This is a genomic window from Candidatus Rubrimentiphilum sp., assembly GCA_035710515.1.
Classification (GTDB): Bacteria; Vulcanimicrobiota; Vulcanimicrobiia; order Vulcanimicrobiales; family Vulcanimicrobiaceae; genus Rubrimentiphilum.
In genome coordinates, this window is record DASTDE010000001.1 from 1151713 (window position 1) to 1176292 (window position 24580).

General features: G+C 60.4%; 27 protein-coding genes. 11 read left to right on the forward strand and 16 right to left on the reverse strand.

The window, feature by feature from the left end; genetic code table 11:
- Positions 1 to 118: 118 nt before the first annotated feature.
- The 10 genes from VFO29_05930 to VFO29_05975 all read right to left on the reverse strand — a co-directional run bounded on the left by VFO29_05930 (position 119) and on the right by VFO29_05975 (position 9261).
- Positions 119 to 1396: a hypothetical protein gene (locus tag VFO29_05930; GenBank protein ID HET9393035.1), complete on the reverse strand. Its 1278-nt coding sequence runs from the start codon at positions 1394 to 1396 to the stop codon at positions 119 to 121.
- Between the two features lie 51 nt (positions 1397 to 1447).
- On the reverse strand, positions 1448 to 2617 hold the full coding sequence (locus tag VFO29_05935; GenBank protein HET9393036.1) for an acyl-CoA dehydrogenase family protein: 1170 nt from the start codon (positions 2615 to 2617) through the stop codon (positions 1448 to 1450).
- 1 nt (position 2618) lies between these two features.
- Entirely contained in the window at positions 2619 to 3044 is a 426-nt protein-coding gene (locus VFO29_05940) for a hypothetical protein (GenBank protein ID HET9393037.1), read from the reverse strand.
- Between the two features lie 38 nt (positions 3045 to 3082).
- Positions 3083 to 3304: a DUF5654 family protein gene (locus tag VFO29_05945; GenBank protein HET9393038.1), complete on the reverse strand. Its 222-nt coding sequence runs from the start codon at positions 3302 to 3304 to the stop codon at positions 3083 to 3085.
- Positions 3305 to 3866: 562 nt separating this feature from the next.
- Entirely contained in the window at positions 3867 to 4175 is a 309-nt protein-coding gene (gene rpsJ, locus VFO29_05950) for a 30S ribosomal protein S10 (protein HET9393039.1), read from the reverse strand.
- A gap of 60 nt (positions 4176 to 4235) precedes the next feature.
- On the reverse strand, positions 4236 to 5438 hold the full coding sequence (gene tuf, locus VFO29_05955; GenBank protein ID HET9393040.1) for an elongation factor Tu: 1203 nt from the start codon (positions 5436 to 5438) through the stop codon (positions 4236 to 4238).
- A gap of 32 nt (positions 5439 to 5470) precedes the next feature.
- Complete coding sequence (gene fusA, locus VFO29_05960) at positions 5471 to 7570, reverse strand: elongation factor G (GenBank protein ID HET9393041.1); 2100 nt, start codon at positions 7568 to 7570, stop codon at positions 5471 to 5473.
- Positions 7571 to 7575: 5 nt separating this feature from the next.
- Complete coding sequence (rpsG, locus tag VFO29_05965) at positions 7576 to 8046, reverse strand: 30S ribosomal protein S7 (GenBank protein ID HET9393042.1); 471 nt, start codon at positions 8044 to 8046, stop codon at positions 7576 to 7578.
- Positions 8047 to 8052: 6 nt separating this feature from the next.
- Positions 8053 to 8493, reverse strand: coding sequence for a 30S ribosomal protein S12 (gene rpsL / locus VFO29_05970; protein ID HET9393043.1), 441 nt, complete (start codon positions 8491 to 8493; stop codon positions 8053 to 8055).
- Positions 8494 to 8589: 96 nt separating this feature from the next.
- Positions 8590 to 9261, reverse strand: coding sequence for a hypothetical protein (locus VFO29_05975; GenBank protein ID HET9393044.1), 672 nt, complete (start codon positions 9259 to 9261; stop codon positions 8590 to 8592).
- Between the two features lie 79 nt (positions 9262 to 9340).
- Here VFO29_05975 and VFO29_05980 point away from each other — a divergent pair, with 79 nt between their 5' ends.
- Complete coding sequence (locus tag VFO29_05980) at positions 9341 to 11185, forward strand: hypothetical protein (protein ID HET9393045.1); 1845 nt, start codon at positions 9341 to 9343, stop codon at positions 11183 to 11185.
- Positions 11186 to 11626: 441 nt separating this feature from the next.
- On the opposite strand, the gene VFO29_05985 is transcribed toward VFO29_05980, so the two are convergent.
- Together VFO29_05985 and VFO29_05990 are read right to left on the reverse strand one after the other, a co-directional pair.
- A complete protein-coding gene (locus tag VFO29_05985; GenBank protein HET9393046.1) occupies positions 11627 to 11902 on the reverse strand; it encodes a hypothetical protein in 276 nt (91 codons plus the stop codon).
- 119 nt (positions 11903 to 12021) lie between these two features.
- Complete coding sequence (locus VFO29_05990; GenBank protein HET9393047.1) at positions 12022 to 12255, reverse strand: hypothetical protein; 234 nt, start codon at positions 12253 to 12255, stop codon at positions 12022 to 12024.
- A 207-nt stretch (positions 12256 to 12462) separates the two neighbouring features.
- Here VFO29_05990 and VFO29_05995 point away from each other — a divergent pair, with 207 nt between their 5' ends.
- The 5 genes from VFO29_05995 to VFO29_06015 are packed head-to-tail and all read left to right on the forward strand — an operon-like array spanning position 12463 to position 16267.
- Positions 12463 to 12942, forward strand: coding sequence for a type II secretion system protein (locus VFO29_05995; protein ID HET9393048.1), 480 nt, complete (start codon positions 12463 to 12465; stop codon positions 12940 to 12942).
- Entirely contained in the window at positions 12943 to 13587 is a 645-nt protein-coding gene (locus tag VFO29_06000) for a hypothetical protein (GenBank protein HET9393049.1), read from the forward strand. It abuts the gene before it with no gap.
- Positions 13588 to 13620: 33 nt separating this feature from the next.
- Positions 13621 to 14538: a DMT family transporter gene (locus tag VFO29_06005; protein HET9393050.1), complete on the forward strand. Its 918-nt coding sequence runs from the start codon at positions 13621 to 13623 to the stop codon at positions 14536 to 14538.
- A gap of 33 nt (positions 14539 to 14571) precedes the next feature.
- Positions 14572 to 14766, forward strand: a complete 195-nt coding sequence (locus tag VFO29_06010; protein HET9393051.1) for a DUF3311 domain-containing protein — start codon at positions 14572 to 14574, stop codon at positions 14764 to 14766.
- Positions 14759 to 16267, forward strand: coding sequence for a sodium:solute symporter family protein (locus VFO29_06015; protein ID HET9393052.1), 1509 nt, complete (start codon positions 14759 to 14761; stop codon positions 16265 to 16267). Before VFO29_06010 ends, VFO29_06015 begins: the two co-directional genes overlap by 8 nt.
- On the opposite strand, the gene VFO29_06020 is transcribed toward VFO29_06015, so the two are convergent.
- A complete protein-coding gene (locus tag VFO29_06020) occupies positions 16264 to 16686 on the reverse strand; it encodes a hypothetical protein (GenBank protein HET9393053.1) in 423 nt (140 codons plus the stop codon). The genes VFO29_06015 and VFO29_06020 overlap by 4 nt on opposite strands.
- Positions 16687 to 16730: 44 nt before the next feature.
- Between VFO29_06020 and VFO29_06025 the strand changes: the two genes are divergently transcribed.
- A complete protein-coding gene (locus tag VFO29_06025) occupies positions 16731 to 17753 on the forward strand; it encodes a hypothetical protein (protein HET9393054.1) in 1023 nt (340 codons plus the stop codon).
- A complete protein-coding gene (locus VFO29_06030) occupies positions 17746 to 19230 on the forward strand; it encodes a glycosyltransferase family 39 protein (GenBank protein HET9393055.1) in 1485 nt (494 codons plus the stop codon). The genes VFO29_06025 and VFO29_06030 overlap by 8 nt, the downstream gene beginning before the upstream one ends.
- Here VFO29_06030 and VFO29_06035 read toward each other — a convergent pair.
- Genes VFO29_06035 through VFO29_06045 form a run of 3 tightly spaced genes read right to left on the reverse strand, consistent with a single transcriptional unit; the run spans position 19211 to position 22111 of the window.
- Positions 19211 to 19861: a TMEM175 family protein gene (locus VFO29_06035; GenBank protein HET9393056.1), complete on the reverse strand. Its 651-nt coding sequence runs from the start codon at positions 19859 to 19861 to the stop codon at positions 19211 to 19213. The two genes, VFO29_06030 and VFO29_06035, sit on opposite strands and share 20 nt — an antisense overlap.
- 10 nt (positions 19862 to 19871) lie before the next feature.
- Positions 19872 to 20531, reverse strand: a complete 660-nt coding sequence (locus tag VFO29_06040; protein ID HET9393057.1) for a class I SAM-dependent methyltransferase — start codon at positions 20529 to 20531, stop codon at positions 19872 to 19874.
- Positions 20528 to 22111 carry an NAD(P)/FAD-dependent oxidoreductase gene (locus VFO29_06045; protein ID HET9393058.1) on the reverse strand — a complete coding sequence of 528 codons (1584 nt, stop codon included), beginning with the start codon at positions 22109 to 22111 and terminating at the stop codon, positions 20528 to 20530. The genes VFO29_06040 and VFO29_06045 overlap by 4 nt, the downstream gene beginning before the upstream one ends.
- 29 nt (positions 22112 to 22140) lie before the next feature.
- Between VFO29_06045 and VFO29_06050 the strand changes: the two genes are divergently transcribed.
- Genes VFO29_06050 through VFO29_06060 form a run of 3 tightly spaced genes read left to right on the forward strand, consistent with a single transcriptional unit; the run spans position 22141 to position 24339 of the window.
- Positions 22141 to 22338 carry a DUF3311 domain-containing protein gene (locus VFO29_06050; protein HET9393059.1) on the forward strand — a complete coding sequence of 66 codons (198 nt, stop codon included), beginning with the start codon at positions 22141 to 22143 and terminating at the stop codon, positions 22336 to 22338.
- Positions 22335 to 23789, forward strand: a complete 1455-nt coding sequence (locus tag VFO29_06055) for a sodium:solute symporter family protein (GenBank protein ID HET9393060.1) — start codon at positions 22335 to 22337, stop codon at positions 23787 to 23789. The genes VFO29_06050 and VFO29_06055 overlap by 4 nt, the downstream gene beginning before the upstream one ends.
- Positions 23770 to 24339 (forward strand): hypothetical protein, encoded by a 570-nt coding sequence (locus VFO29_06060; GenBank protein ID HET9393061.1) that lies wholly within the window; start codon positions 23770 to 23772, stop codon positions 24337 to 24339. Before VFO29_06055 ends, VFO29_06060 begins: the two co-directional genes overlap by 20 nt.
- The last annotated feature ends 241 nt before the right edge of the window (positions 24340 to 24580 follow it).

The window sequence follows — 24580 nt, forward strand, 5'->3', positions numbered from 1 at the left end:
CGCACAAAATCGAGCCGCCGGCTTGGGCAACCTCGGGATAGTAACAGGTCCCGTCAGGCCCGTCAAGCGAGAACGGCCCCGGAGCATTCCGGAGCCGTTGCATTAGGCGGGTTTGAGCCTACTGAAGCGCAGTCGCGATGAACGTGTTGCCCTGATAGAACCCGTAGGCTGAGATCACGCGGCCGACCTGGGGCTGGCCGTTGAGGGCGAAGCCGCTCTCGAGCGCGGGAGCGTCGTTCACGACGATTGGCTTCAGGCCGTTGGCGCCCAGAACCATGAGCGACGAGCCGCTTGAAGCGACCACCACGCCCTGCACCTGCGCCGGCGCGTAGGCGGTGGGCGAGGTGTAGTATGTCTGCGTTGCGACCGGCGCGCACGACGGATCGTAGCTGCTTCCGCCATACGGGTCGTTGTAGACGCACGTCATCGGATAGCTGTACGTCAGCGGGGAGCTGTACACAACCGGGGTCACATAGCTCGGCTCATTCGCCGGGACGAGCGTGCTCGCCAGATAATTCGCGAGCAGTGAGTTGGTCAGCGAGTTCTTCGAGCCGCCGAGCACGCTCGACAGCACGTTGCTCAGCGCATTAGTCGCAGCATAGTCCGGGCCGTATCCGTATGCCGGGGTGTAGCCGTAGTCGACCGGATAATAGCTCACGAAGGCTGCGGGAGCAACCTGCACGAGAGCCGGCTCATAGACGTAGTAGACGCCATTCTGAAAGACGACCGGCATCGTCAGAACACGATCGCGCCAGTGCTTGTTGTGAAGACCGTGCCATCCACGCACCACGAACGTCTGTCCAAGCGGATTTACGAGCACGACGTCATCGTTATCAACTTCCACGACCTTGCCGCTTAGAACGTCCACGCGGCGATCCTCATCCCGGTCGCGCGGCCTGATGACTTGCGCAAAGGGCGCGACAATATCGTTGTCGCTTCGCTCAACGCGAATTTTGTCGGCTTTCACGCCGAACTGATCGCGGTCACCACGCACTTGAATCACGCGCTCTTGCGGCGCGAAGCGCGGCTCAACATGCTTCGGTGCGACGTCGAAATGCTGCCGCCCGATATGAACCGGCATCACGCGCTCTTGTGGAGCTACGCGCTGTGGAACGACGTGTTCCGGAGCAACGTCAAAGTGCTGGCGCTCCGCACGCACCGGCATCACGCGCTCTTGCGGCGCGGCACGCTGCGGAACGACGTGCTCGGGAGCTACACGCTGCGGCGCGGCCGCGTGATCGGCATGCTTCCCACCGCCTGCGTCGCCGTGCGCTTTAGCAGGCGCTGCCGCGCTAGGGGCTGCCGCGCGTTGACCGCCGTGATCTTTAGCCAAAACCGGTGTAATCGTGGCGGCTGCGAATGCCGCCGTGAGGAGTGCGCTCGCTAATCGTGTCATCGTATCCTTGCTTTTTCCCATGCGGGAGGCAATTCAACGATGACGGGCTTGCTACGTAAAAGCGTTCAAGCCCGTGATTGCTTCGCCTAAAATTAGCGTGTGGACTTCGTTCGTACCCTCGTACGTGAACACCGACTCCAAATTGTTCATATGCCGGATGACCGGATATTCGAGCGTCACGCCGCTCGCGCCCAAGATGCTGCGCGCTTCGCGCGCGATCGCCAGAGCCTCCCGCACGTTATTGAGTTTTCCAAAACTGATTTGCGCCGGATGCGCGCTGCCTTTGTCTTTCATGCGGCCGATGTGCAGTGCAAGCAACGTCCCTTTGTTGAGCTCGAGCAACATCTTGACGAGCTTTTCTTGGGTCAACTGAAAACCGCCGATGGCGCGCCCGAACTGCACGCGCGCCTTGGCATATTCGAGCGCAGTTTCATAACAGTTGCGCGCCGCGCCCATCGCTCCCCAAAGAACCCCGTACCGCGCTTCGTTGAGGCAAGCCAGCGGTCCGCGCAGCCCGCGTACCTCGGGTAGCGCGGCGGCGGCCGGGACGCGGCAGTTCTGGAAATGCAGCTCCGACGTCACCGACGCTCGCAGCGATAACTTGCGCTCGATCGGATGCGTCGAGAAGCCCTTTGCATTCGCCGGCACGATGAAGCCGCGAATCCCTTCGTCCGTTTGCGCCCACACGATCGCGACGTCCGCGATGCCGCCGTTGGTAATCCAGGCTTTCGTTCCGTCGATCACCCAATCGTCACCGTCACGTCGCGCGCTCGTTCGGATCCCGGAAGGGTCACTGCCGAAATCGGGCTCGGTCAGGCCGAAGCAGCCGACGATCTCGCCGGCGGCCATGCGCGGCAGCCACTCGTTCTTCTGCTCTTCGCTGCCCCAACGCCAGATCGCAAACATCGCAAGCGAACCTTGCACCGACGCGAAACTCCGAACGCCCGAATCGCCGGCTTCGAGTTCCATGCACGCCAGACCGTAGGCAACCGCGCTCGCACCCGGACAACCATAGCCGCGCAAATGCATGCCGAGGACACCGAGTTTTCCAAGCTCGCCCGCGAGTTCGCGCGGAAACGTGTGGTTTTCAAACCATTGCGCAATATTTGGCGCGACGCGGTCGCGGACGAACGCACGGACGGTGTCGCGAATCATGCGCTCTTCGTCGTCGAGCAGCGCGTCGATATCCAGAAAGTCGAGCGGGTCGGGCTTGGTCTTCAACCTATCGTTTCAGGACGCGCGCGATTTTATCGAAGAGCGCTTCGATCGAGCGCTCTTGCTGGTCTTCGAGCCGGCGCCACACCAGCCGGCCGTCGGTGTCGCTCAGCGTCGCGTCGATGCGATGCTGCACCGTCGTCTTCTTCGCATCGCCGGAGAGATAGAAGCCGTGCACGCCGTCAAAACCTTCGTTTTGAATGCGCCACACGATCCGGTCCTCGGGCACGATCTCCTCGAGGACGGCGTGGAAGCCGTTATGCCACTCCTCGGTGCGGCCCGGAACCATGGGTCCCGGGGAACGCATGAAAGGCTGCGCCGCGAAGGGCCAGATGATGTCGTTGGACGTGCCCATGTCCACGAACAGCTGGAAAATCCGCCGGCGGGTTCCGGAAAACGTACGTTCGCGAACCTCGTGCAGCGGAATCGGCATGGGCTCTTGGGTTCGCCAGCCCCGCCTGCTTGTCCGCGCTAGCTGCGCTCGGCCAGCCTGCCTAGGGACTGGATCACCAGGACGGCAGCGATCGTTATGATGACCGCGTAGGCCAGCTCGGCCCAGATTCCGGCGCCCGGCTTGAGGAACATCGCGATAAGGTCAGTGATGAATTTGTTCCACGCGAGTGCGGCAATGAGGCCGAAAGCGGCCGTGCCCAGCGCGATCATAGTCCCGAGGTACGTCGGTTTTGCTTCCATGGGGTGCTCCTATCTTGGTTAGCCGACTGTATGTGAGTTGATATACTATCGGCGTGGAGCGAATGACTGCCGGGGGGACTATCTTTGAATACGACCGCGAAGCGACGCGCGCAGCGCACCTGAACCTTGTCGCAGGCGCAGATCTCTGCACCTGTGCCGGCTGCCGTAATTTCCGGTTGGTGCGGGAGAGTGGTATCTATCCTCCGGATTTCTTGCTGCTTCTCAACAGCCTAGGGATCGACTTCAGAAAAGAAGAGGAAGTCTATACTCTGGGAGACGTTAAGGACGGAAGAATGCTCTACAGCGGATGGTTTTACTTTGTGGGTTCTCTCCCAAAGCCGCCAAAAATGCACCGGGTTTTTATGCCCGATGTTGGTCACATAGCGTGTGGGATTGCGGAAACCGGGCCCGCTCCACATGAGGCCTTTGCTGGTCATCCCACTATTGCGGTTGATTTTATGGTTTACGCCCCATGGCGACTTGCTGAACCATATGAATAATAAGAAAGGCGTAACGATTTGTTACGCCTTCTTCATTTACCGTCAGGGGCCGAAGCCGGCTGTTAAGCCTTGAGTTCGATGTCCACGCCGGCCGGCAAGTCGAGGTGCATCAGCGCGTCCATCGTCTTGGGCGAGGCTTGCAGAATGTCGATCAGCCGCTTGTGCGTACGCATCTCGAAGTGCTCGCGCGACTTCTTGTCGACGTGCGGCGAACGGTTAACGCAGAACCGGTTGATCTCGGTCGGCAGCGGCACGGGACCGCTGACGAATGCGCCGGTGCGTTTGGCCGTATCGACGATCCGCTCCGCCGACTGATCCAGCACGCGATGATCGTATGCCTTGAGGCGGATGCGAATTTTTTGCTTAGCCACGATTCAACTCGCCCCTCGATACCTCGGGGTCCTTCGATACCTCAGGATGACAAATCATTATTATTCACTTACCGCTGTGACGACGCCGGCGCCCACCGTACGGCCGCCCTCGCGGATTGCGAAGCGCAACCCTTCCTCGCAGGCGATCGGCGTGATGAGTTCGACGTCCATGGCGACGTTGTCGCCGGGCATGATCATCTCGACGCCGTCGGGCAGTTTAATCGTTCCGGTCACGTCGGTGGTGCGGAAGTAAAACTGCGGACGGTAGTTGGCGAAGAACGGCGTGTGGCGTCCGCCCTCTTCTTTCGAGAGGACGTACACTTCGGCTTTGAACTTCTTGTGCGGTTTGATCGAGCCGGGTTTGGCGAGCACTTGTCCGCGCTCGATGTCGTCGCGATCGATGCCGCGCAGCAGCACGCCGATGTTGTCGCCGGCGATGCCGATGTCCAGCAGTTTGCGGAACATCTCGATACCCGTCACGACAGTCTTGCGCGTCGCCTCCTGCAGTCCGACGATCTCGACTTCCTCGCCGACCTTCACCTGACCGCGCTCTACGCGGCCCGTGCCGACCGTGCCGCGGCCGGTGATAGTGAAGACGTCTTCGACCGGCATCAGGAACGGCTTGTCCGTTTCACGCACCGGATCCGGAATGTAGTCGTCGACCGTATCCATCAGTTTGAAGATCGGATCGGCATCGGCGTCGCCACGCTTACCCGACGAGTTCAGCGCCTTGAGCGCCGAACCGCGGATGATCGGGGTCGTGTCGCCCGGATACTCGTACTTGCTGAGCAGTTCGCGGATCTCGAGTTCGACGAGCTCCAGGAGCTCTTCGTCGTCCACCATGTCCACTTTATTGAGGAAGACCACGATGTTCGGCACGCCGACTTGGCGCATCAGCAGAATGTGCTCGCGCGTTTGCGGCATCGGGCCGTCGCTAGCCGAGACGACGAGAATCGCGCCGTCCATCTGCGCCGCGCCGGTAATCATGTTCTTGATGTAGTCGGCGTGGCCAGGACAGTCTACGTGAGCGTAATGGCGTTTCTTGGTCTCGTACTCTTGGTGCGAGATCGCAATCGTAATACCGCGCTCTTTTTCTTCGGGCGCGTTGTCGATGTCGTCGACGGTCCGCTTCGCGATGTTCGCGTTCTCGGTGGCGAGGCAATTGATAATTGCCGCGGTAAGGGTGGTCTTACCGTGGTCGACGTGCCCCGTCGTTCCGATGTTGACGTGCGGTTTGTTCCGCTCGAATTTAGCCTTCGCCATTTTTTACGCTTGCTTCCTTATAGACTCTAGTGTTATGCTGCCGACGTTTTCTTGCCCGCGGCTTTCGCCACGATCTCTTCTTCGATGGACTTCGGAGCTTTCTCGTAGTGAGAGAACTCCATCGTATAGGTCGCCCGGCCTTGCGTCGCCGACCGCATGTCGGTTGCGTAACCGAACATCTCGGAGAGCGGCACGTTGGCCTGAATGATCTGCGCGCCGCCCGGAGCTTCCTCCGTTTGCAGAATCATGCCGCGCCGGCGATTCAGGTCGCCCGTGATCGCGCCCATATAATCTTTGGGCGTGGTCACTTCGACCTTCATAATCGGCTCGAGCAAAATTGGTCCGGCCGCCCGGTTGGCTTCCTTGAAACCCATCGATGCGGCAATCTTGAACGCGATCTCGGACGAGTCCACATCGTGGTACTTGCCGTCAAAGGCGACCGCCTTAAAATCCATGACCGGATAGCCCGCGAGCACGCCGCTCTGCGACGCCTCTTTGATGCCTTCCTGGACCGCCTTGGCATACTCCTTCGGAACCTTGCCGCCGACGATCTTCCACTCGAAGATAAACCCGGTGCCCGGTTCCTGTGGTTCCACGCGCAGCCAGATGTCGCCGAATTGGCCCTTGCCGCCGGACTGGCGGATGAACTTGCCTTCCTTTTCAACCGTCTTCGTGATCGCTTCTTTGTAGGCGACCTGCGGTTTGCCGACGTTGGCGTCCACTTTGAATTCGCGCAGCAGCCGGTCCAGGATGATCTCCAAGTGGAGTTCGCCCATGCCCGAGATGATCGTTTGCTGCGTCTCTTCGTCCGTGCGCATCTTAAAGGTAGGATCTTCTTGCGCCAGGCGCGTGAGCGCCGTGCCGAGCTTGTCCTGATCGCCCTTGGTCTTGGGCTCGATGGCCTGCGAGATAACCGGCTCCGGAAAGACGATCGACTCGAGCGCAATCGGATGCTTCTCGTCGCACAGCGTGTCGCCGGTGCGCGTGTCGGTCAGCCCGACCGCCGCGGCGATGTCGCCCGCGCCGATCGCGTCGATGTCCTCGCGATGGTTCGCGTGCATGCGCAAAATGCGGCCGATACGCTCCTTGCGCCCTGAGCGCGGATTGTAGACGTACGAACCTTTGTTCAACGCACCGCTGTAGACGCGGAAGTAGGTCAGGTTGCCGTACGGGTCGGTGGCAATTTTAAACGCGAGTGCGCAGAACGGTTCGCTGTCGTCGGCCTTGCGGACGATCTCTTCGCCCGACTCCGGATCCTTGCCGACGATCGGCTTGGCTTCCAGCGGCGAGGGCAGATAATCCACGACGGCGTCCAGCAGCGCTTGCACGCCTTTGTTCTTTAGAGCGGAGCCGCACAGCATCGGCAGCACGCTGCCGTCGATGGTCGCTTTGCGCAGCGCTGTCTTCATGCGATCGATCGGAAGCTCTTCACCCGCGACGAACATTTCAAGCAGATGCTCGTCTTCGCTGGCGATGTTCTCGACCAGGTTCTGGCGCCAGCGCATGGCCAGCTCTTTCAGGTCGCCTTCGAGATCGTGCTGCTCCATCACCGAACCCAAATCGTCGGTGTAGAGAATCTTCTTCATCGTAAACAGATCGACGACGCCCTGGAAGTTATCTTCCGCGCCAATCGGGATCTGAATCGGCGTCGCATTGGCGCCGAGGCGTTCTTTTATTTTGTCAACGGCGTTGAAGAAATCGGCGCCCATGCGATCCATCTTGTTGACGAAGATGATGCGCGGAACGCGGTACTTGTTGGCTTGACGCCAGACCGTCTCCGATTGCGGCTGCACTGCGGCAACCGAATCGAACAGCGCGACCAAGCCGTCGAGAACGCGCAGCGAACGCTCGACTTCAACCGTGAAGTCCACGTGCCCAGGCGTATCGATGATGTTGATGCGCGTGTCGCGCCAGGTGCACGCAGTCGCGGCGGAGGTAATGGTGATGCCGCGCTCTTGCTCTTGGACCATCCAGTCCATCGTCGCGGCGCCGTCGTGCACTTCACCAATCTTGTGCGTACGCCCGGTGTAAAACAAAATACGCTCGGTGCAGGTCGTTTTGCCTGCGTCGATGTGGGCTGCAATGCCGATGTTACGCGTCCGCTCCAGCGGATATTCACGATTGAGTGCCATGGAAATTACCAGCGATAATGCGCGAAGGCTTTATTGGCCTCAGCCATCTTGTGCGTGTCCTCGCGCTTCTTGATGGTCGCGCCCTGATTGTTGGCGGCATCCATCAACTCGCCCGCGAGCTTCTCTTCCATGGAATGACCGGGACGCGTGCGCGCGAAGCCGATGAGCCAGCGCATCGCCATCGCCTGACGGCGATCCGGACGCACTTCCATCGGAACCTGGTAGGTGGCGCCGCCCACGCGGCGCGGACGCACTTCAACCAGCGGCATCGCGTTGCTGAGCGCTGCCGAGAAAATGTCCATCGGATCGCGGCCGGTCTTCTCGGCGACGATGTCGAGGGCGCGATAGGCGATCCGCTCGGCCAAAGACTTTTTGCCGCGCAGCATGATCTTATTAATGAAGCGCGCGAGCACTTTGGAATTATGGCGCGGGTCGGGCAGAATCTGACGCTTGGGCGCCGGACCTTTACGTGGCACGGCTACCTACTTCTTCGCGGTGCGCTTGGCGCCGTATTTCGAGCGGCCTTGCTTGCGGTTCGCGGCGCCGGATGTATCCAGCGTCCCGCGGATGATGTGATAACGAACGCCCGGCAGATCTTTTACGCGGCCGCCGCGCACGAGCACAACGGAGTGCTCTTGCAGGTTGTGGCCGATGCCCGGAATGTACGCCGTGACTTCTTCGCCGTTGGTTAGCCGCACGCGCGCGACTTTGCGCAGCGCGGAATTCGGCTTCTTCGGCGTGACGGTTTTGACTTGCGTGCAGACGCCGCGACGCTGCGGATTGCCGGTCACCTCGAAGGCGCGCAAGGGCAAATCGGGGTGGCCCGGTTTCGGTCCTGTCTGAATGACGCGGAACGCCGGGGTTTTCACCTTTTTCTCCGCCTTCTTACGGCCCTTACGGACCAACTGGCTAATCGTCGGCAAGACTTACAACTTCCTCAAAACTACGGGCAAGATAAAGAGTCGGACCCACCGCCGGTGGACCGAACTTTGGGAGTATAACAGGGCGGAGTAAGGCCGTCAAACGACCGCGGGGGTGCGGATCAACCGGATCGAGACGATTATGATCCATATTCCAAAGAGAGCCGGGCCGAGAACGATCGTCGCCGCCCCGCTGGGCCCCAGCGAGCCGCTCGTGTAGAACAGCGAGAGCGATCCGAGGGCCGAACCCAAGGCTGTCAGGTAGCCGTAGTAAGCCAACCAGGCCGGGGCCGACCCATGGCGGCGCACCGAGTGCGCGCAAGCGAAGACGAAGATCGCCGTGCCCATCGAGAGGATGGGTCCCATGAGCACCCACGCTGTAGCCCAAAACGTTCCGACGTCGTCCGCGCCGGCGGGCGCCAAGGCGAGCGCGGCCATGACCGCGTTGCTCATCAGCGAAATCGTCGCGGCTACAATGGCGGCCGTTATTGCATAGAGGGGAAGTCCGTCAGGCGAGCCGGCGGCCTGCCTTAAGCTCGCGCGCAGTCCGGCCGCAAACCACAAGAAAAAAGCAGTCTCCGGGAAACCAAGCCAAGCCCAACCCAGAATCCCGCGCGCGTGCGCCCCGACGAACGCGTTGATAGCGTTTGCGCCGGCGGTGACGGCAGGCGGTTGCGCGCCCCCGGCCATGACGATAGTGCCGAGGATAGTGACCGCGAGGAAGGCAAGGCCCGACCAGCCGGCTGAGCGTTCGGCGCTGGGATTGTACATTTAATAAGCTCCTTTTGAACCGCTGGAATCGTTTCCGCGGTCCGCAAGCGAGCCCCCGCCAGGGCCCCTACCGTGAATAGTGCAACCCATTCGCGTGCAGCGCGCCCAGACGTACCCTTCGTCGTCGCTCGCGTTCGACTGGATCATGGCCGTACTCGCAGTCATCCTGATGAGCGGCGTTATTCAGGACGGATGGGCGCACAGCCACGGCTTGGTGGACCAGAACTTTTTCACACCGTGGCACGCGATTCTTTATGCGACAATGGCGCTGAACGGAATCGTGCTCGGAACGGTCGCCGTGGTCAATCTTCGGCGCGGTCACACCGCACGTTATGCGCTTCCGTTCGGATACTGGATGTCGCTCGCGGGCGTCATCGTGTTCGCAACGGGCGGAGCGTTCGATCTTCTGTGGCACTTCCGTTACGGAGTCGAAACGGACATCAATGCACTGATCAGTCCATCGCACTTGTGGCTGGCGACGGGCGGAGCGCTGATCTTCGCCGGACCGCTCCGATCGATCGCGGCACGGTACGGCCCGAGCGAGGGCGGCTGGAGAATAACCGGGCCGGCGATTCTTAGCGCGCTTGCCATATTAACGCTGATTGGATTCTTCACGCAGTACGCGCAACCGATCGCTTCGCCGGACGAAGCCGACATCATCGGCCAACATGAAGCGCAGAACGGCGGCGCGTTGTACTCGGTGCGCAGCAACGGTGCGCAGGAATCGCGCCTACTCGCCATTCCCGGCGCCGACATTTGGGGGACGGCCGTATCGCCGGATGGTAAGCATGTCGCATACCGCGTTGCCCTCGCTCGCGATCCGCGTTCAGACATCTATGTGGCGAACGTTGACGGAACGGGTGCGCGGCGCATCACGCACAGTGGACGCCACGACACGCAACCGGCCTGGTCACCCGACGGCGCGCGCATTGCGTTCATATCGATCCCCGCCGGGACATCCGGAAATTATCTCCTGCAAACGATCCGGCCCGACGGCGAAGGCCTTCACACTATTCTGAGCAGCGTAACAGAGATGCAGTTCCCCACGTGGTCTCCGCTCGGCGATCTGATCGCGTATCAATCGCGAAACGGTTTGCACCAGCAGCTGGCGATAGTGCCCGTGCACGGCGGGCCGCCGAAGTGGCTCGATGGTACTGTCGACGGCACGCAGCCGGCTTGGTCGCCTAAGAATCAGATCGCATTCGTGAATGCCGACGACAACATCGTTACCGGAGTCACTCAAATACTCGTGCGCGGCGGCCAATGGCCGGCCTGGTCACGAGACGCTAAACGCCTTGCGTTTGTGCGCCAAGCCGGGGGCGCCGCTCAGGTCTTCGTCCGAGATACCCGAGGACACGAGACGAACGTTTCACAGCTCGCCGGCTTGAACGCATCGCGGCCTTCCTGGACGCCTAGCGGTCTGCTTTTCACCGCAACCGGCCGCCCCGATCCCGCAACCACATTCATCGGATTCGCTTACAGCGAAGACGCGAACCTGATCGAATCGATCGCCGTCACCGGGATTTGCCTATTATTGATTCGCCGCTGGCGCATGCCAATCGGCGCGATGACCTTTTTGCTTGGCCTGTTTGCGATTGCGATGGCCTTCCAAAGCAATCTGTTTTGGGAGATCCTCGCCGCGATCGCAGCCGGCATGCTCGCGGACGTCGCAATTCAGCTTCTCGGCGAGCGCGCTCGCAGCGGCTTTGGCTTCTATGCCCTCGGATTCGCTGTCCCGGCCGTGCTCTTTACACTCTATCTGATTGTCGCGAAGCTTACGCTTCCGGGCGGCCTTGGTTGGCCGCCGAACATGATTTTCGGATCGCCGATTATCGCCGGGTTCGTGGGGATGCTGGTCGCGTTTTGCTTCGCGCCGCCCCTGCGCTCTCCGGAAGATCATGCGAGAAACACGTCCATTTTCTAATCCCCGCCGGCTTGAGCCTGAGGACCAGAGCTTTTAGCTCTTGCGACGTTAATTGTTTCGGCATGATGTGAAAGTGAAGATCGCCCGGCGGATCAATCTGCTGTATCGGCGCCTCCGTAGCGACGCTGGATAGAAGTGACTCTTCACCTTCGTAGGTGATAAACCAAAGTGCACCTTCCCGCGTTTTTGTTACGATAGCCACCGGTTGCGGTCTCGCAACATCTGTCACGAACGCCGTGATATTAACAACGGTCGTGCCGACCTCGCTGTTCGGCGGAGTGTTCGAGGTTCCAAGCGCCATATACGGGTCGAAACACTGAGCGCCCACGACTGGGGGTCTGTACTCGACCAACCCGTAGGTTCTGTTGAGCTTCGCCTCCGACGAGCAGCCGCTCAGCATGAATGCGACAGCTGCAAAAGCAGCGCGCATCGTACTCGTTTTCAGGTGCTGCACGGAGCAACTTTGAAGCCGCTGGGAAGGCCCTTCATGACAAAGAATGGTCCGGCGTTCCATCTTCCGCCGATCTTGCTTTGGCCGAAAGCTTTGAAGACGTCCGTGCCATCGCTCCGGCTGAGCATGGCGCTAGCAAATCCGCCGTCGTCGAGGTAAAGCCAGCCGACCGACGTTCCATCCGTTTTCTGGAGTTGCGTGACAGCAACGACGGAACGCGTGCTGCGTTTCCCATGCAAGATGGTTTCACCGATATTGTCCCACACTGCCAGGGGACTCCCTCCGCAAATGGCCCGCGCACTAGCCAGAGCTGGTTGCCAAATGGCAACGCCGGCTAGTAATGATGCGACCGCCAGGACAGCGGCGAAACGTGCAGCGATTGCGACTAACATACAATAACGAGTAAGTCGCGCCACGGATTGGCTCGAATAGGCACAACCGCCGAATAGCGGTAGCTTTCGCCGGTCTTGTGATCCGGCAAGGCTTGGGTTACGCCGGCCGCGCGCTGATCCGTAAGTGGCATGCCGGAACGCGCCTGAGCGTACAACCTGTTCGTCTTTGACCGATAGATGAAGCCAACCGTGTCCGGGCCGTCTTTTGCCGCAACAACTGCTTTCACGCGTTCGATTCTGCCGCCCCTTGGGATAAAAGGGTCGCCAATCGATAATGGAGCTCCGACGCAATTCGACGGCGGTCTCGACGTAGCGGTTGGGGTTAGTGCCAAGAAAAGAAAAAGCGAACTAATCATCATCGACGCCCTTAGTCGTTGCGGCGGACCGGACCTATCCTAGGCACGCGATCCTTCAACATGGGCACTTGGCCATTCATGAAATCCCAGGCGGGATTCGCCTTACTTGAGGTTTTGGCCGTGATCGGCATCTTCGCGGTCTGCGCCGGGACGTTAATTCTTGCGATTTCCGGTTTCGCGAAGTTCGGATCGCACGCGGTCGGACGAAATCACGCGGCAGCTCTGGTGTTTGCGGAACAAACCTTGCGCGTCGCCGAGAACGCGTGGAAGTATGGAACGCCGGGAGCCGCGCCTAGCGGTAGCGCGCAAGTGGCCATCCCGGTTGCCGTTCCCAGTTCGGCTCCGACCACAATTCCCGTAACCGTTACGAGCACGTTGTCGAATGCAAGCTCGACCGGCGCGACGATCGCCGTGACGGTCCTGTACACACCCGACCCCGAGCATCCCGGCGATTCGGGAATCGTTACGCTCAACGGAACACTCAATGTGAAAGCACCGCTTCCGGGCGCGCAAGTCCAGCGGCCCGGGTTTGTAGCTCAGCCTCAAGGCGGGCCATAGATGCTGGTCAACGCGCTGGTCTGCGTCGCGCTCATCGCGTTGGCCGCGACCACAATACTCAGCGCAGGCCTGGTTACAACGCGCGTTTCCGTTCATCGTTTGGCGCAGACCTACTTAAGCCAAGGGTATCAACGCGCTGTCGACACCTTGGAGACAAACATCGCGGCCTACGCGCAAGCCGGATCGATTCCGAGCCCATTGCCTACGTTTACGCCTCTCCCACCGCTGTGCGCCGATGCGAATCCACCCTGCGCGTTTACGAGCACGGCCACGATCACACTCTCTCGCGGCAATGCTACCGCAAGCAACCAAGAAGCGAACGCCTACGTCGCCGAAGACCGCCTCGCCGCACATATTTCGGTGGCAGTGCGAGCCCCGGATGGAACGCTTTTAGCGACGCGCGATAACGATCTGACGCTTCGCACGATGCTCTCACCTCCATATGTCGCGATCGCCGGAGCGCGAGACGCGACGTTCGACGACGTCGCATTCGGCAATCTTGTCGGCGATGACGGCGGCAAGCCGCCGGCCACGGCGAATCCGTGCGCAGCGGGAGCGGCGGGAAGCTCAGACGATACCGTCGTGCGCGTCGCCTACAAGAACGCGCAAACCGGTGCTTGCACCGACGGGAGCAGTTGGCGCTAGGAGCTTTTACGCGCATCCGGTAGAGGTCGAACGGTGTCCACCCGCCGTCTGCTCTATCCGGGCCTGATTTTTGTCGCTTTTTCTTGGGCGCTCAATACCGTGCTCATGAAGTATGCGATAAAGACGGTGGACCCGCTCGCGTTTACGGGCCTGCGCTTTCTGGCAATGACGCCGCTGGCGTTCTTGCTGGCGGCAGCGATGCACCAAACGGTTCGCATTCGTCTAAAAGATCTGCCGCTGCTCATCGCGTGCGGCGCGTGCGGTTACGGCATCTACCAATACCTGTGGGTGCTCGGCTTGGCGAACACGAGCGCGTTCGCGTCGTCGCTGTTTGCAAGCCTGTCGCCCGTCCTGACGCTGGCCATCGTGGCGTTCAGCGGACAGGAGCGCGTTCACACCGGCCGCTGGCTGGGCGCCGCGATCGCGCTCTTCGGTGTAGCGGTATTCGAAGGCGCCTTTGCCGGCCACTTGACGTTTCATCTGGGCGACCTGCTAACGTTCGGAGCGTCGCTCGTCTTCGCGGTTTTCAACGTTCTCAGCGCGAAATTGCTGGGCCGTTACACGCCGCTCGGGCTCGTCGTGATCACGATGACGATCGGAACGCTCATCATTTTGCCGGGAGCCCTACCGCATATTCTCCATCAGAATTTCCGTGGACTACCCGCGGCCGATTATGCGGTCTTCGCGTACTCCATTATCTTTCCAATCGTTTTGACGTTCCCGGTCTGGAGCTGGGGCATTTCTGTCTTGGGAGCCGGCCGGGCGTCGCTCTTTCAGTTCGGTGCACCGGTTCTGGCCGGATTGCTCTCCGTGGCGATTCTGCGCAATCACATCGAGGTGCATCAGATTGTCGGAACCGCGATCACCATCGGCGGCATGGCCTTCTCACAACTGCTCGGAAAGTTTTCGATCACGGACATCTGGGCCGAACGGACCGTCTCCCTGAAATAGGGCCGCGGACATGCCTCTCGAAGGTGCACGGTCGTGAAGCGTAGCCTCTGGTATTGGCTTCTCCTGGTGCCGTTCGTCGCCACACTCGTGCCGCCGCTCTACGCGCACGCCGCCCCGGCACTCTTCGGCTTTCCGTTCTTCTACTGGTACCAGATGCTGTGGATCGTGCTCTCGGCGTTGATCGTCTGGATCGTGTACGCCGCCACGCGAGAGCCCGGCAATGACTAGCGGCACCATTATCTTCGTCGTGCTGGTGCTCGGCGTCGCGGTGCTGGGATTCTTGGCGGCGCGCTGGGGACGCGCCAATCTCTCGTCACTCGACGAGTGGGCGCTGGGCGGACGCCGCTTCGGTACGATTGTGTCGTGGTTCTTGCTCGGCGGCGATCTGTATACAGCCTACACGTTTATCGCTGTCCCGGCACTCGCGTTTGGCGCAGGCGCGCTCGCATTCTTCGCTGTGCCGTACACGACAATTGCCTATCCGCTCGCATTTTTGATCATGGCGCGCTTTTGGACGATCGCAAAGCGGCGCGGCTACGTTACGACCGCAGACTTCGTGCACGACCGTTTCGGTAGCCGTCCGTTGGAACTAGCAGTCGCGGTAACCGGCGTGCTGGCGACCATGCCATACATCGCGCTGCAGCTGATCGGCGTGCAAGTAATTCTCGAACGTTCCGGTATTGCGCCAACCCACGGCTCGGCCGTGCTGATGCTCGTCATTGCGTTCGTGCTGCTCGCCGCCTATACGTTTACCAGCGGCCTGCGCGCGCCGGCGATGATCGCCTTTGTCAAAGACACACTGATTTATCTAACGGTCATTGTCGCCATCATCGTAATTCCTCGAAGCCTGGGCGGCTGGGGCCATGTCTTCGCGTTGGCGCAAGCCGCGCTCGCCGCCAATCCCAAACCCGGCTCGACGATCCTTTCGCCAAATCTGTACTTCGCGTACTCATCGCTGGCGCTAGGATCGGCGCTGGCGCTCTTCATCTATCCGCATTCAATCACCAGCGTGCTCAGCGCGCGCAGCGCAAACGTCATCCGGCGCAACTGCGCGCTGCTGCCGCTCTACAGCATACTTCTTACGCTGATTGCGCTGCTCGGCTACTGCGCGCTGGCAGCGCAGATCCGCCTGACCAATGCAAATTTTGCCATCCCGGACTTGTTCGCGCGCTTCTTCCCGAATTGGTTCGCCGGCGTCGCCTTTGCGGCGATTGTCATCGGTGCCCTGGTGCCCGCGGCGATTATGGCGATCGGCGCCGCGAATCTTTTCGCGAGCAACATCCTGCAGACGTTCCAAACGCGCCAGACGCGGCCGCCAATCGAAACTAATATCGCACGCATCCTTGCGCTGTTCGTGCTGGCCGGCGGCTTGGCGATCGCGCTGTTAATCAAGCCGCTCAATGCGATCGAATTCCAACTGTTGGGCGGAGCTTGGATCGTGCAGATCTTTCCCGCGGTTATCCTAGCGCTCTACACGCGCTGGTTCCACCGGAACGCATTGCTGGTCGGCTGGGCTGTCGGGCTGGCGGCGGCGGCGTGGATGGCCTATGCTACAGGCTTCGCGACCACAATCTTCCCGCTGCACATCGGCACGTTCACGCTGCCGGGATACATCGCGTTTTATGCGCTACTGCTGAACCTTGCAGTTACGGCCGCGTTTACCGCGCTCTTCAATGCGCTCAAGACCGATCGCGGAGCCGATTTGACGACCGCGGCCGATTACGCTTAGCGAAAGATCAGCTGCACCGTACGAGTGTCGGTGCTGTCATTTGCGGTGCGCGCGACGATAGATGCTTCAAAACCGCGGCGGTAGATCGATGGAATGGCCAGAACGTGCGTACGAAAAGCGAACTGACCGTACGACGAACGATGCAGGATGAACGAAAACGACGGCGAGCGCATCTCGACGACCGCGACGTTCGTTGTAGTCGCGACCTTGCCGGACCACCAGCTATCCGGATGAATAACGTCAGAAGAAATTTCCGCGGCCAGGATGCGCGGCGGATCGTTCGGCGCTGCGACTGCGGCCTGCGGCCATGGGGTCACGGCGCCAATCACAACGCCTTGCGACGAGCCGTTTTCCTGCGCCGGCTCGCACGCCGCCAAGAGCGCGCAGAGCGGCACAATAGTTAAAGCAAAAGCACGCATCGAGCTGCGCAGGTTCGAACCGCGGCGATGAGAACCCTGGACTCTTGAGACGGTTCGACTGGGCGATGGCGATCGCCGGATTCTGGAGCGTCGCGGGGCTTTATGTCGACGCCGGCTGGCACATACGCCACGACGTCGATACATTCTTTACGTGGGCGCACGCGCTGCTGTATTCAGGGCTGCTGCTGCTGCTTGGTCTGCTGGCTACGAAATATTTTATCGCGCGTCGCGCCGGCGACCGCGATTTTCGATCGGCCTTCGGCCCGGCGTACGCGTGGTCTGCGATTGGTGCCATCGTGTTTCTGCTGGGCGGTATCGCCGACATGATCAACCATCTGTTTTTTGGCTTCGAAGCCGGCTTTAACGCGCTGCTAAGCCCGACGCACCAGATCATCGGAGCGGGCGTGTTGTTGATTATCTCCGGTCCGATTCGCTCGGCGGCTGCGCGGCCGGTGCGGCCCCAATCGCTGGTGACGCAGGTTCCGTTGATTATCTCCGCAGCCGCCGTCCTCGAATTAATGCACTGGGGAACGCAGGTTTTCTTCCGGTTCGATGCGGCCCGTGCGCTGGGCGTCACCGTTCCGCACGAGCTGGGCGAAAACACCTTCACGCTCATGACGCTCCACTTCTATCAGCAAGGCGGGTCGCTGATTGCCGTCATCTTACAGAGCCTACTGATGATGGGCACCGCGTTCTATCTCGTACGTACCTTCGCGCTGCGCCCTGGCGCGCTGACTACGCTTTTTGTGCTGGGCAACGGATTGATCGCCATTACGCACTCCCTTTCGTGGGTTGATGCAGCCTCCGCACTCTTTGCCAGCGTCGCGGCAGGCGCGGCGGGCGATGCGTTTTTGATGGGAGCGCCTCTTACGGCATCGCGCGTTCGGTTTCGCGCATTCGCATTTGCGGTGCCGGCCGTTTACACGGCGGCCGCGCTGCTCTTTACGATCGTTCTTATGGGCGGCACGTGGTGGGATCCGATTTTTGCGACGGGCGCGGTTTTTTACTCCGGACTGTTTTCGGTGCTCTTGAGTTTTGTCGCCACGGCGTCACCGCCGAGTGGATAAGCGCTTCGCAACGACTCTGGGCGCGCTGACCGCGCTCGCGCACGTCGCGGTTTCGTGGCGCTACGGCTACTATCGCGACGAACTGTACTTTATCGCCGCAGCCAAACGGCTGGCATGGGGCTATGTTGACATGCCGCCGCTGACCGCGTTTGTCTCGTGGCTGGCGGCGCCTGCACACTACAACCTGGTCGCGCTTCGCCTCACCGTTGCGATCGCCGCGGGGCTCACGGTCTATCTGGCGTGCGCGATTGCTGCGGAACTTGGCGGAGGCGCCCTCGCGCAACGGCTCTCGGGGTTTACCGTCGCGCTGACGCCCGCCTATTTATTTCTCGGCAGTACGCTGACAACAACGTCCTACGAGCCGCTGACGTGGGCGCTGACGATCTACGGAACAATTCGGCTCGTTTGCTCGCGCGATTCGCGGTGGTGGACTGTGATCGCTGCGGCGGTTACGTTCGGTTTGTACGGGAAATACTCGATGCTGTTGCTCGTGGCTGCCTTGCTCTTCGGGCTACTGCTTACGCCCGAGCGCGCGATTCTTCGAACGCGCGGTCTTGCGTTTGCGGCGCTCGCCGTCACCGTTCTTCTTCTGCCGAACATCGTGTGGCAGGCCGTGCACGGATGGCCGATGCTTGAGGTCTTGCGCGGCGACGTCCTAGGCCGACATGCATTCAACTCGGGCCTGCAGTTCGAGTTTCGCGCACCGCTTGTGAATGCCGGCGCGTTTCTCGTCGAACAGGTGCTCTTCACCAACCCATTCGCGGCTCCAGTATGGATCTTAGGGGTTATTGCCTTGTTGCGCAGCCGCGAATTCCGAAGCATGCGATTAATCGGCATCGCCTTTGTTGCGATGCTCATCGCCGCCGCGCTGCTCAATGCGAAGGGCTATTACATCGCGGGAATCTACACGCCGTTGATCTGCGCGGGATGGGTCGCGCTCGAACGCGTCTGGGCCGCGCGGCCGGCGTGGCGGTCAGCGGCCGCTGCGTTGGTAGTCGCATCCGGCGTAGCCCTCGCGCCCTTTACGTTTCCAATCCTACCGCCGGTCGGATTAATCGCTTACCAGCCGCTTTTCGCGGACGAATTCGGGTGGGACGGCTTAACCCAGCACGTCGCGGAGATTTATCTGCAGCTTCCCACGGCTCAGCGGGAACGCACGGCGATTTTCTCCGACACGTACGCGGGCGCCGCAGCGATGGAGTTTTACGGACCGCAATACGGATTACCGCAGCCGATCAGCGCGCAAAACAGCTATTATCTGTGGGGGACGGGCGGTTACGACGGAAGTTCGATGCTGGCGATCGGCGCGTCACAAGCCGATCTCCTCCGCGCGAATTTTCGCCACGTCGTCTTGCTCACGACGTTTCAGGATCCGCACCGCTGGGCAATCGAAGGGCCGACGCCGATCTTCCTCTGCACGGATCCCATCGCGCCGCTATCGCGCTTATGGCCGCGGTTTAAATGGTATGGGGCTTAGACTCGCTGACCGCAATCATAATGCGCTTCTCCAACTGCGCAATCGCCACAAACCCGGCAATCACCAGCAGCGTCGCCACCGCGATCCCCAGGAGCGGAATCACAAACGCGAGCGCCGTTGCCACTAACTCCCCTACCAGCGAGAGCCATGCGTTCAGCGACAGCGTATCCAGCAGCTTCTTATCCACGTCGGCGGGCACGAGCTTCCGCCGGACGTGCGCCCAATTGAGGACGTAGAGGAAACAGATCACCGCCGCGTTGAGCGTGAAGATCGCGACGGCCCATGCCGAGTACGGGTAGTTCCCCATTGCCGAAGCCGTAAACGGCACCAACGAGACCAGCAACAGCGGCGCGAGATTGAGCATCACGTGCGTAAAGTCGGTTCCGGTGACGAGCGTCGAGTAATAATGGTGGCACACCCAGAGCAGTGCCACGGTTGAGAAGGCAATCACGTAGACGCCGATCTTGGGCATCATGTGTTCGAGGTGTTTTTCGACATCGCCATTGGTCTTCAGGGTGTCCGGGATTTTGAGATCCAGCACGAGCAGCGTCAACGCAATTGCATACACCGCGTCAATTAACGTATCGAGGCGGCCTTTATCCAGACTGCCGCGAGTGAATCTCGAACTCATAACGTCACCTTCATCTCTTGCGGGCGACGGTCAGCCCGTCGCCGATGGTCAACAAACTTGCGTCAACGCGTTCGTCGCGCCCGATCTTTGCGTTGAGATTGCGCAGCGCTACCGTGTCGGCATCGTTCTCCTTCGGGTCCGCCACATCTCCACCCCACAGCACGTTATCAATGCAAATCAGGCCGCCGGTTCGCAGCAGTCGCAAGATGCGCTCGTAATACGCCTCGTAGTTCGCTTTATCGGCGTCGATATACGCGAAGTCGTACTCGCCGTCACCGGCGGCAATCAGCTTATCCAGCGTTTCGGTCGCGGGCGCTAGGCGCAAGTCGATTTTCTGTGCGACGCCCGCGCGTTCCCAAAACGATCTGCCGATTGCCGTATATTCGTCATTCACGTCGCAGGCGATTATTTTTCCGTCGGCCGGCAGCACCAATGCGACGGCTAGTGCACTGGCGCCCGTGAAGACGCCCACCTCGATGCAGCGCCGCGCGCCAATCGTCTTGGCCAACAGTTGCAGGAACTGCAGTTGATCGGCTCCGGTCCGCATGCGCGCCATTTCCATTTTGGAAGTGACGTCGCGCAGCTCGCGCTGGATCGGCGTCTCCCGCAGCGACGTCTTTAGAATGTAGTCATAGACATTCTCCGGGACCATAAACGAGCGCGTGCTCACGATCGCAACATCTCCTTCGCCGCGTTCAGGCCGGCGGCGCCCATCACGCCTCCGCCCGGATGCGCGGCCGAACCGCAGAGGTACAAACCCTTGACCGGCATGCTGTATCCCGCGTATCCCGGCGCCGGCCGGAACATGAACAGGTTATCCAACGACATGGCGCCTTGGAAAATGTTTCCGCCGGTCAATGCGAAGGTCTCCTCCAAGTCCGGCGGCGTCAAGACCTGCCGGTCGATCACGCTGTTCTTGAAACCGGGCGCGTAACGCTCTACCACTTCGAAACAACTGTCGGCAAAGGCGTTTCTTGCGTTGGCGTCCCACGGAGCGTCCTTACGTGTGTACGGCGCGTATTGCACGAACATCGACATCAAGTGCTTGCCGGGCGGCGCCACGGTGTCGTCTACCGACGATGGAATCGTACACTCCACCACCGGCTCACGCGACGGCACGCCGTACTTCGCCTCATCGTAGGCACGTTCGATGAAATCCTGGTCCGGGCACAGATGCACCGTGCCGCGATGCTGCGGGCCCGCTTGCGTACCGGGCAGCGCGGTGAAGTTCGGCAGCGATTCGAGCGCGACGTTGATCTTCGCCGACGCACTGTCATAACTTATGCGATCGATGGCCGCGGCGAACTCTTCCGGCAAGAGGTTCCGGCCAAGCAATTTGTTGAAGGTCACGTTGCAATCGGCGTTGCTGGCAACGGCGCGCGCGTTGTATTCGTCGCCGTTCGTGAGCGCGACGCCGCTCACCGCGCCGTCCTTTACGATGATTTTCGCAACCTCGGCTTCCGTGAGAATGTCCACGCCGAGGTCGCCGGCAGCCTTTGCGAGCGCCTGCGTGAGCCCGCCCATTCCGCCGCGCACGTATGCCCACACGCCACGCTTGCCGTTGGTCTCGCCCATCACGTGATGAAACAGAACGTATGCTGTTCCCGGCATGGACGGCGGCGCAAACGCGCCGATGATTGCGTCCGTCGCCAGCGTCGCCTTCAATTCTTCGGATTCAAACCAGCGATCCAAAATCGGTCGCGCCGCACCGGTCAGCACCTCAATGGCTTCGCCCATCTCCGTGCCGAGCTTCTGCATACCGCGACCGAGCTTCGCCATGCCCAGCAGATCGAACACCGTCGGGCGCGCGACATTCGGCGGCTTTTGCATCAATGTCGGTTCAATAACCGCGGCAACGCGCGCGAGCATGCTCTCGTAGAGCGGATACCGCTCGGCGTCGCGGCGGCTGAACTTTGCGATCTCGTTCAGTTCGCTCGTCTTGTCGGAGCCCAACATAAGGTAACGGCCGTCCAAGAATGGCGAGAACGACGCCGGGTTGCGTTCCAAGAGTTCGAATCCGTAGTCGCGCAGACGCAGATCGCGGATGATCTCCGGGCGAAAGAGGCTATTCACGTACGCCGCCGTGGAGACTTTGAATCCGGGAAACGTGCGCTCTTCAGTGACGCACGCGCCGCCCACGATGTAGCGGCGCTCGAGCACCAGCACCTTACGCTTCGCCCCCGCCAAGTAGCACGCGGTGACTAGGCCATTATGCCCGGCGCCGATAACGATCGCGTCGTAGGTTTTCATGAGCCGCCTATACTACTAGTAGGCGCAAGATGACACCCGCTATACGCTGGGGCCAAGTCCTACTGGCGGCAATTCCGCCGGTCATGCTGACGCTGGCGATTCCGTTCGTGAATCGCGACGAACCGCGTTTTCTCGGCTTTCCGTTCTTGCTCGCGTGGATGGTAATCTGGGTCGCTGTTACGCCGCTCTTCCTCTTCGCGGCCGATCGCCTGGGACGCAAACCGTGAAACCCGAAGCGATAGCACTTTCCATTATTGCGGTCATCATCGTCGGCACGATTGCTTTTGCGTTGACGAGCGTGCGGCGCTTAAAAATGGATCCGCACGAATACATCGTGGGCAGCCGTTCGTTCGGCGCGCTGCTGTTATGGATTCTGCTCGCGGGCGAAATTTACACGAGTTTCACCTTCCTCGGTGCCGCCGGCTGGGCGTATGGCAAAGGCGCGGCCGCGTTCTACATCTTGGGTTACGGTACGGTCGCGTATTGCATCGGGTTCTTTCTGCTGCCGGCTATTTGGAAGATCGGTACCGAACGGCGCCTGCTCACGATGCCGGACTTCTTCATCGATCAATATGGAAGCAAGACGCTCGGCGTGGCCATTGCGCTTCTGCAGTTTTTCCTGGTCGTTCCGTATGTGACGCTGCAACTCACCGGCCTGCAGATTCTGCTGACCATTGCAGGCTACGGCCAATACAACGCGAGCATCGCGGTGGGCGTGGCCTTCATTTTAATGGCGCTGTTTGTGTTCACCGCCGGTTTGCGCGGCACGGCCTGGGCAAGCATCGTCAAGGACACTTTGGTGCTCGGCGCCGTGCTCTTCGCGGGCATCGCAATTCCGATCCACTTCTTCGGCTCGCCCGCGGCCATGATGACGCAGGTACTGCAATCTCATCCCGGATGGATGACGCTGCCGCCGCCGGGTGTCGCGAATGCGACGTACACCGTGCCGTGGTTCGTTACCACGATCTTACTCTCAGGAATCGGCTTCTTTATGGGTCCGGCCAACGCGCCGGCGATTTACTCGGCGCGCAGTGCGCAGACGCTGCGGCGCAACATGATCTTCATGCCGCTCTACCAGCTTATTCTACTTTTCGTGTTCTTCGCCGGCTTTACGGCCTTGGCGGTCACTCCCGGGCTAAAAGGACTGGCCGCGGATCAGTCGTTCATGCTGGTGATGCAGCATTATTACTCGGCACCGCTGCTCGGTCTCGTTGCGGGCGCCGGCTGTCTTGCGGCATTGTTGCCGGCTTCGACGCTATTGCTCGGCGCGGCCAGCGTCTTTTCGAAGAACGTGCTCGGCGACTGGCTGAATATTGCCACGGGCGATCTCGAGCGCACGTTTGCTACGCGCGTCTTGGTCCTGATCATTGCCGTACTTGCGTTGATACTGTGGGTCTTCTACAAGACGTCGCTCGTCGATCTGCTTCTCTTCTATTATATAGGCATCACGCAGATGGCGCCCGGCGTTATCTTTGCACTGGTTTGGCGCCGAGTCAATGCTTGGGCAGTCGGCGCGGGTCTGCTCGTCGGTGAGTTTCTAGCCTTCTACTCGCTGCACCACACGTTCGTGCCGTGGGGATGGAACGCCGGCTTCTTCGCATTGGTCATAAACACGATTGTCTGCGCGCTCGTCGCGATCGCGTTGCCTGCAAAGAAATATGCGGCGGATCGAGGTTAATGGAGGGCGGATAACCCTTCCACCCTTTCCACCGCGCTGGCCGCAGCCAATTGTATACAACTTTGGCGATCATCTTTTGTCCTGCACGCAGCTTGATGACGGCTTCATTATCGAGCTGAACGTAGTGTCTTGGCCTGGAGTTTTTACCCGAAAGCTTTCATACGAGGGGGGGCAGGTTATCTGGGAACTGATAACGCCCACACGGAGCGAGCTACTGGTAAGTGAAGATGATCGCACCCTGACAACAAAGGCCGGATTCCACGCTCGTTTTGACGCCCCATTATTATTTGCCAGATCGTTGTCTTCTGGTATCGCTGTCTTGTTACGCCCCACCGATGCGATCGGCGCAAGGAACCTCTTTTACTACGATCTCCAGGGCAACTGTAAGTGGCGCGTGGGACCGTGGCCACGCTTCCAACACTTTTTCATCCAAGATGCGAATCAAGTGGATGACGGAAACTTACGCGCCGTCTTGCAGCACGGCGGGCAAGCCCTAATCGTGGATAGCGCCACCGGTTCGGTGCTTCAGCAAATAGACTGGAAAGCTTAGCTCAGAAAAGAAAAAGCCCGCTGGTATTCCAGCGGGCTAGCACCCACGGGTTTCGGCTCGCCTTAGTGGGCTCGCGTTGCGAAACAGTCGCGGCAATAAACCGGCTTGTCCCCGCGCGGTTGAAATGGCACTTCGGCTACGCCGCCGCACTGGCTGCACGTAGCTTGGAACATTTCACGGACGCGCTGACCGCCGCCCGCGCCGCCGCTCTGCGAACGCATGGCTTTGCGCGCTTGGCGAC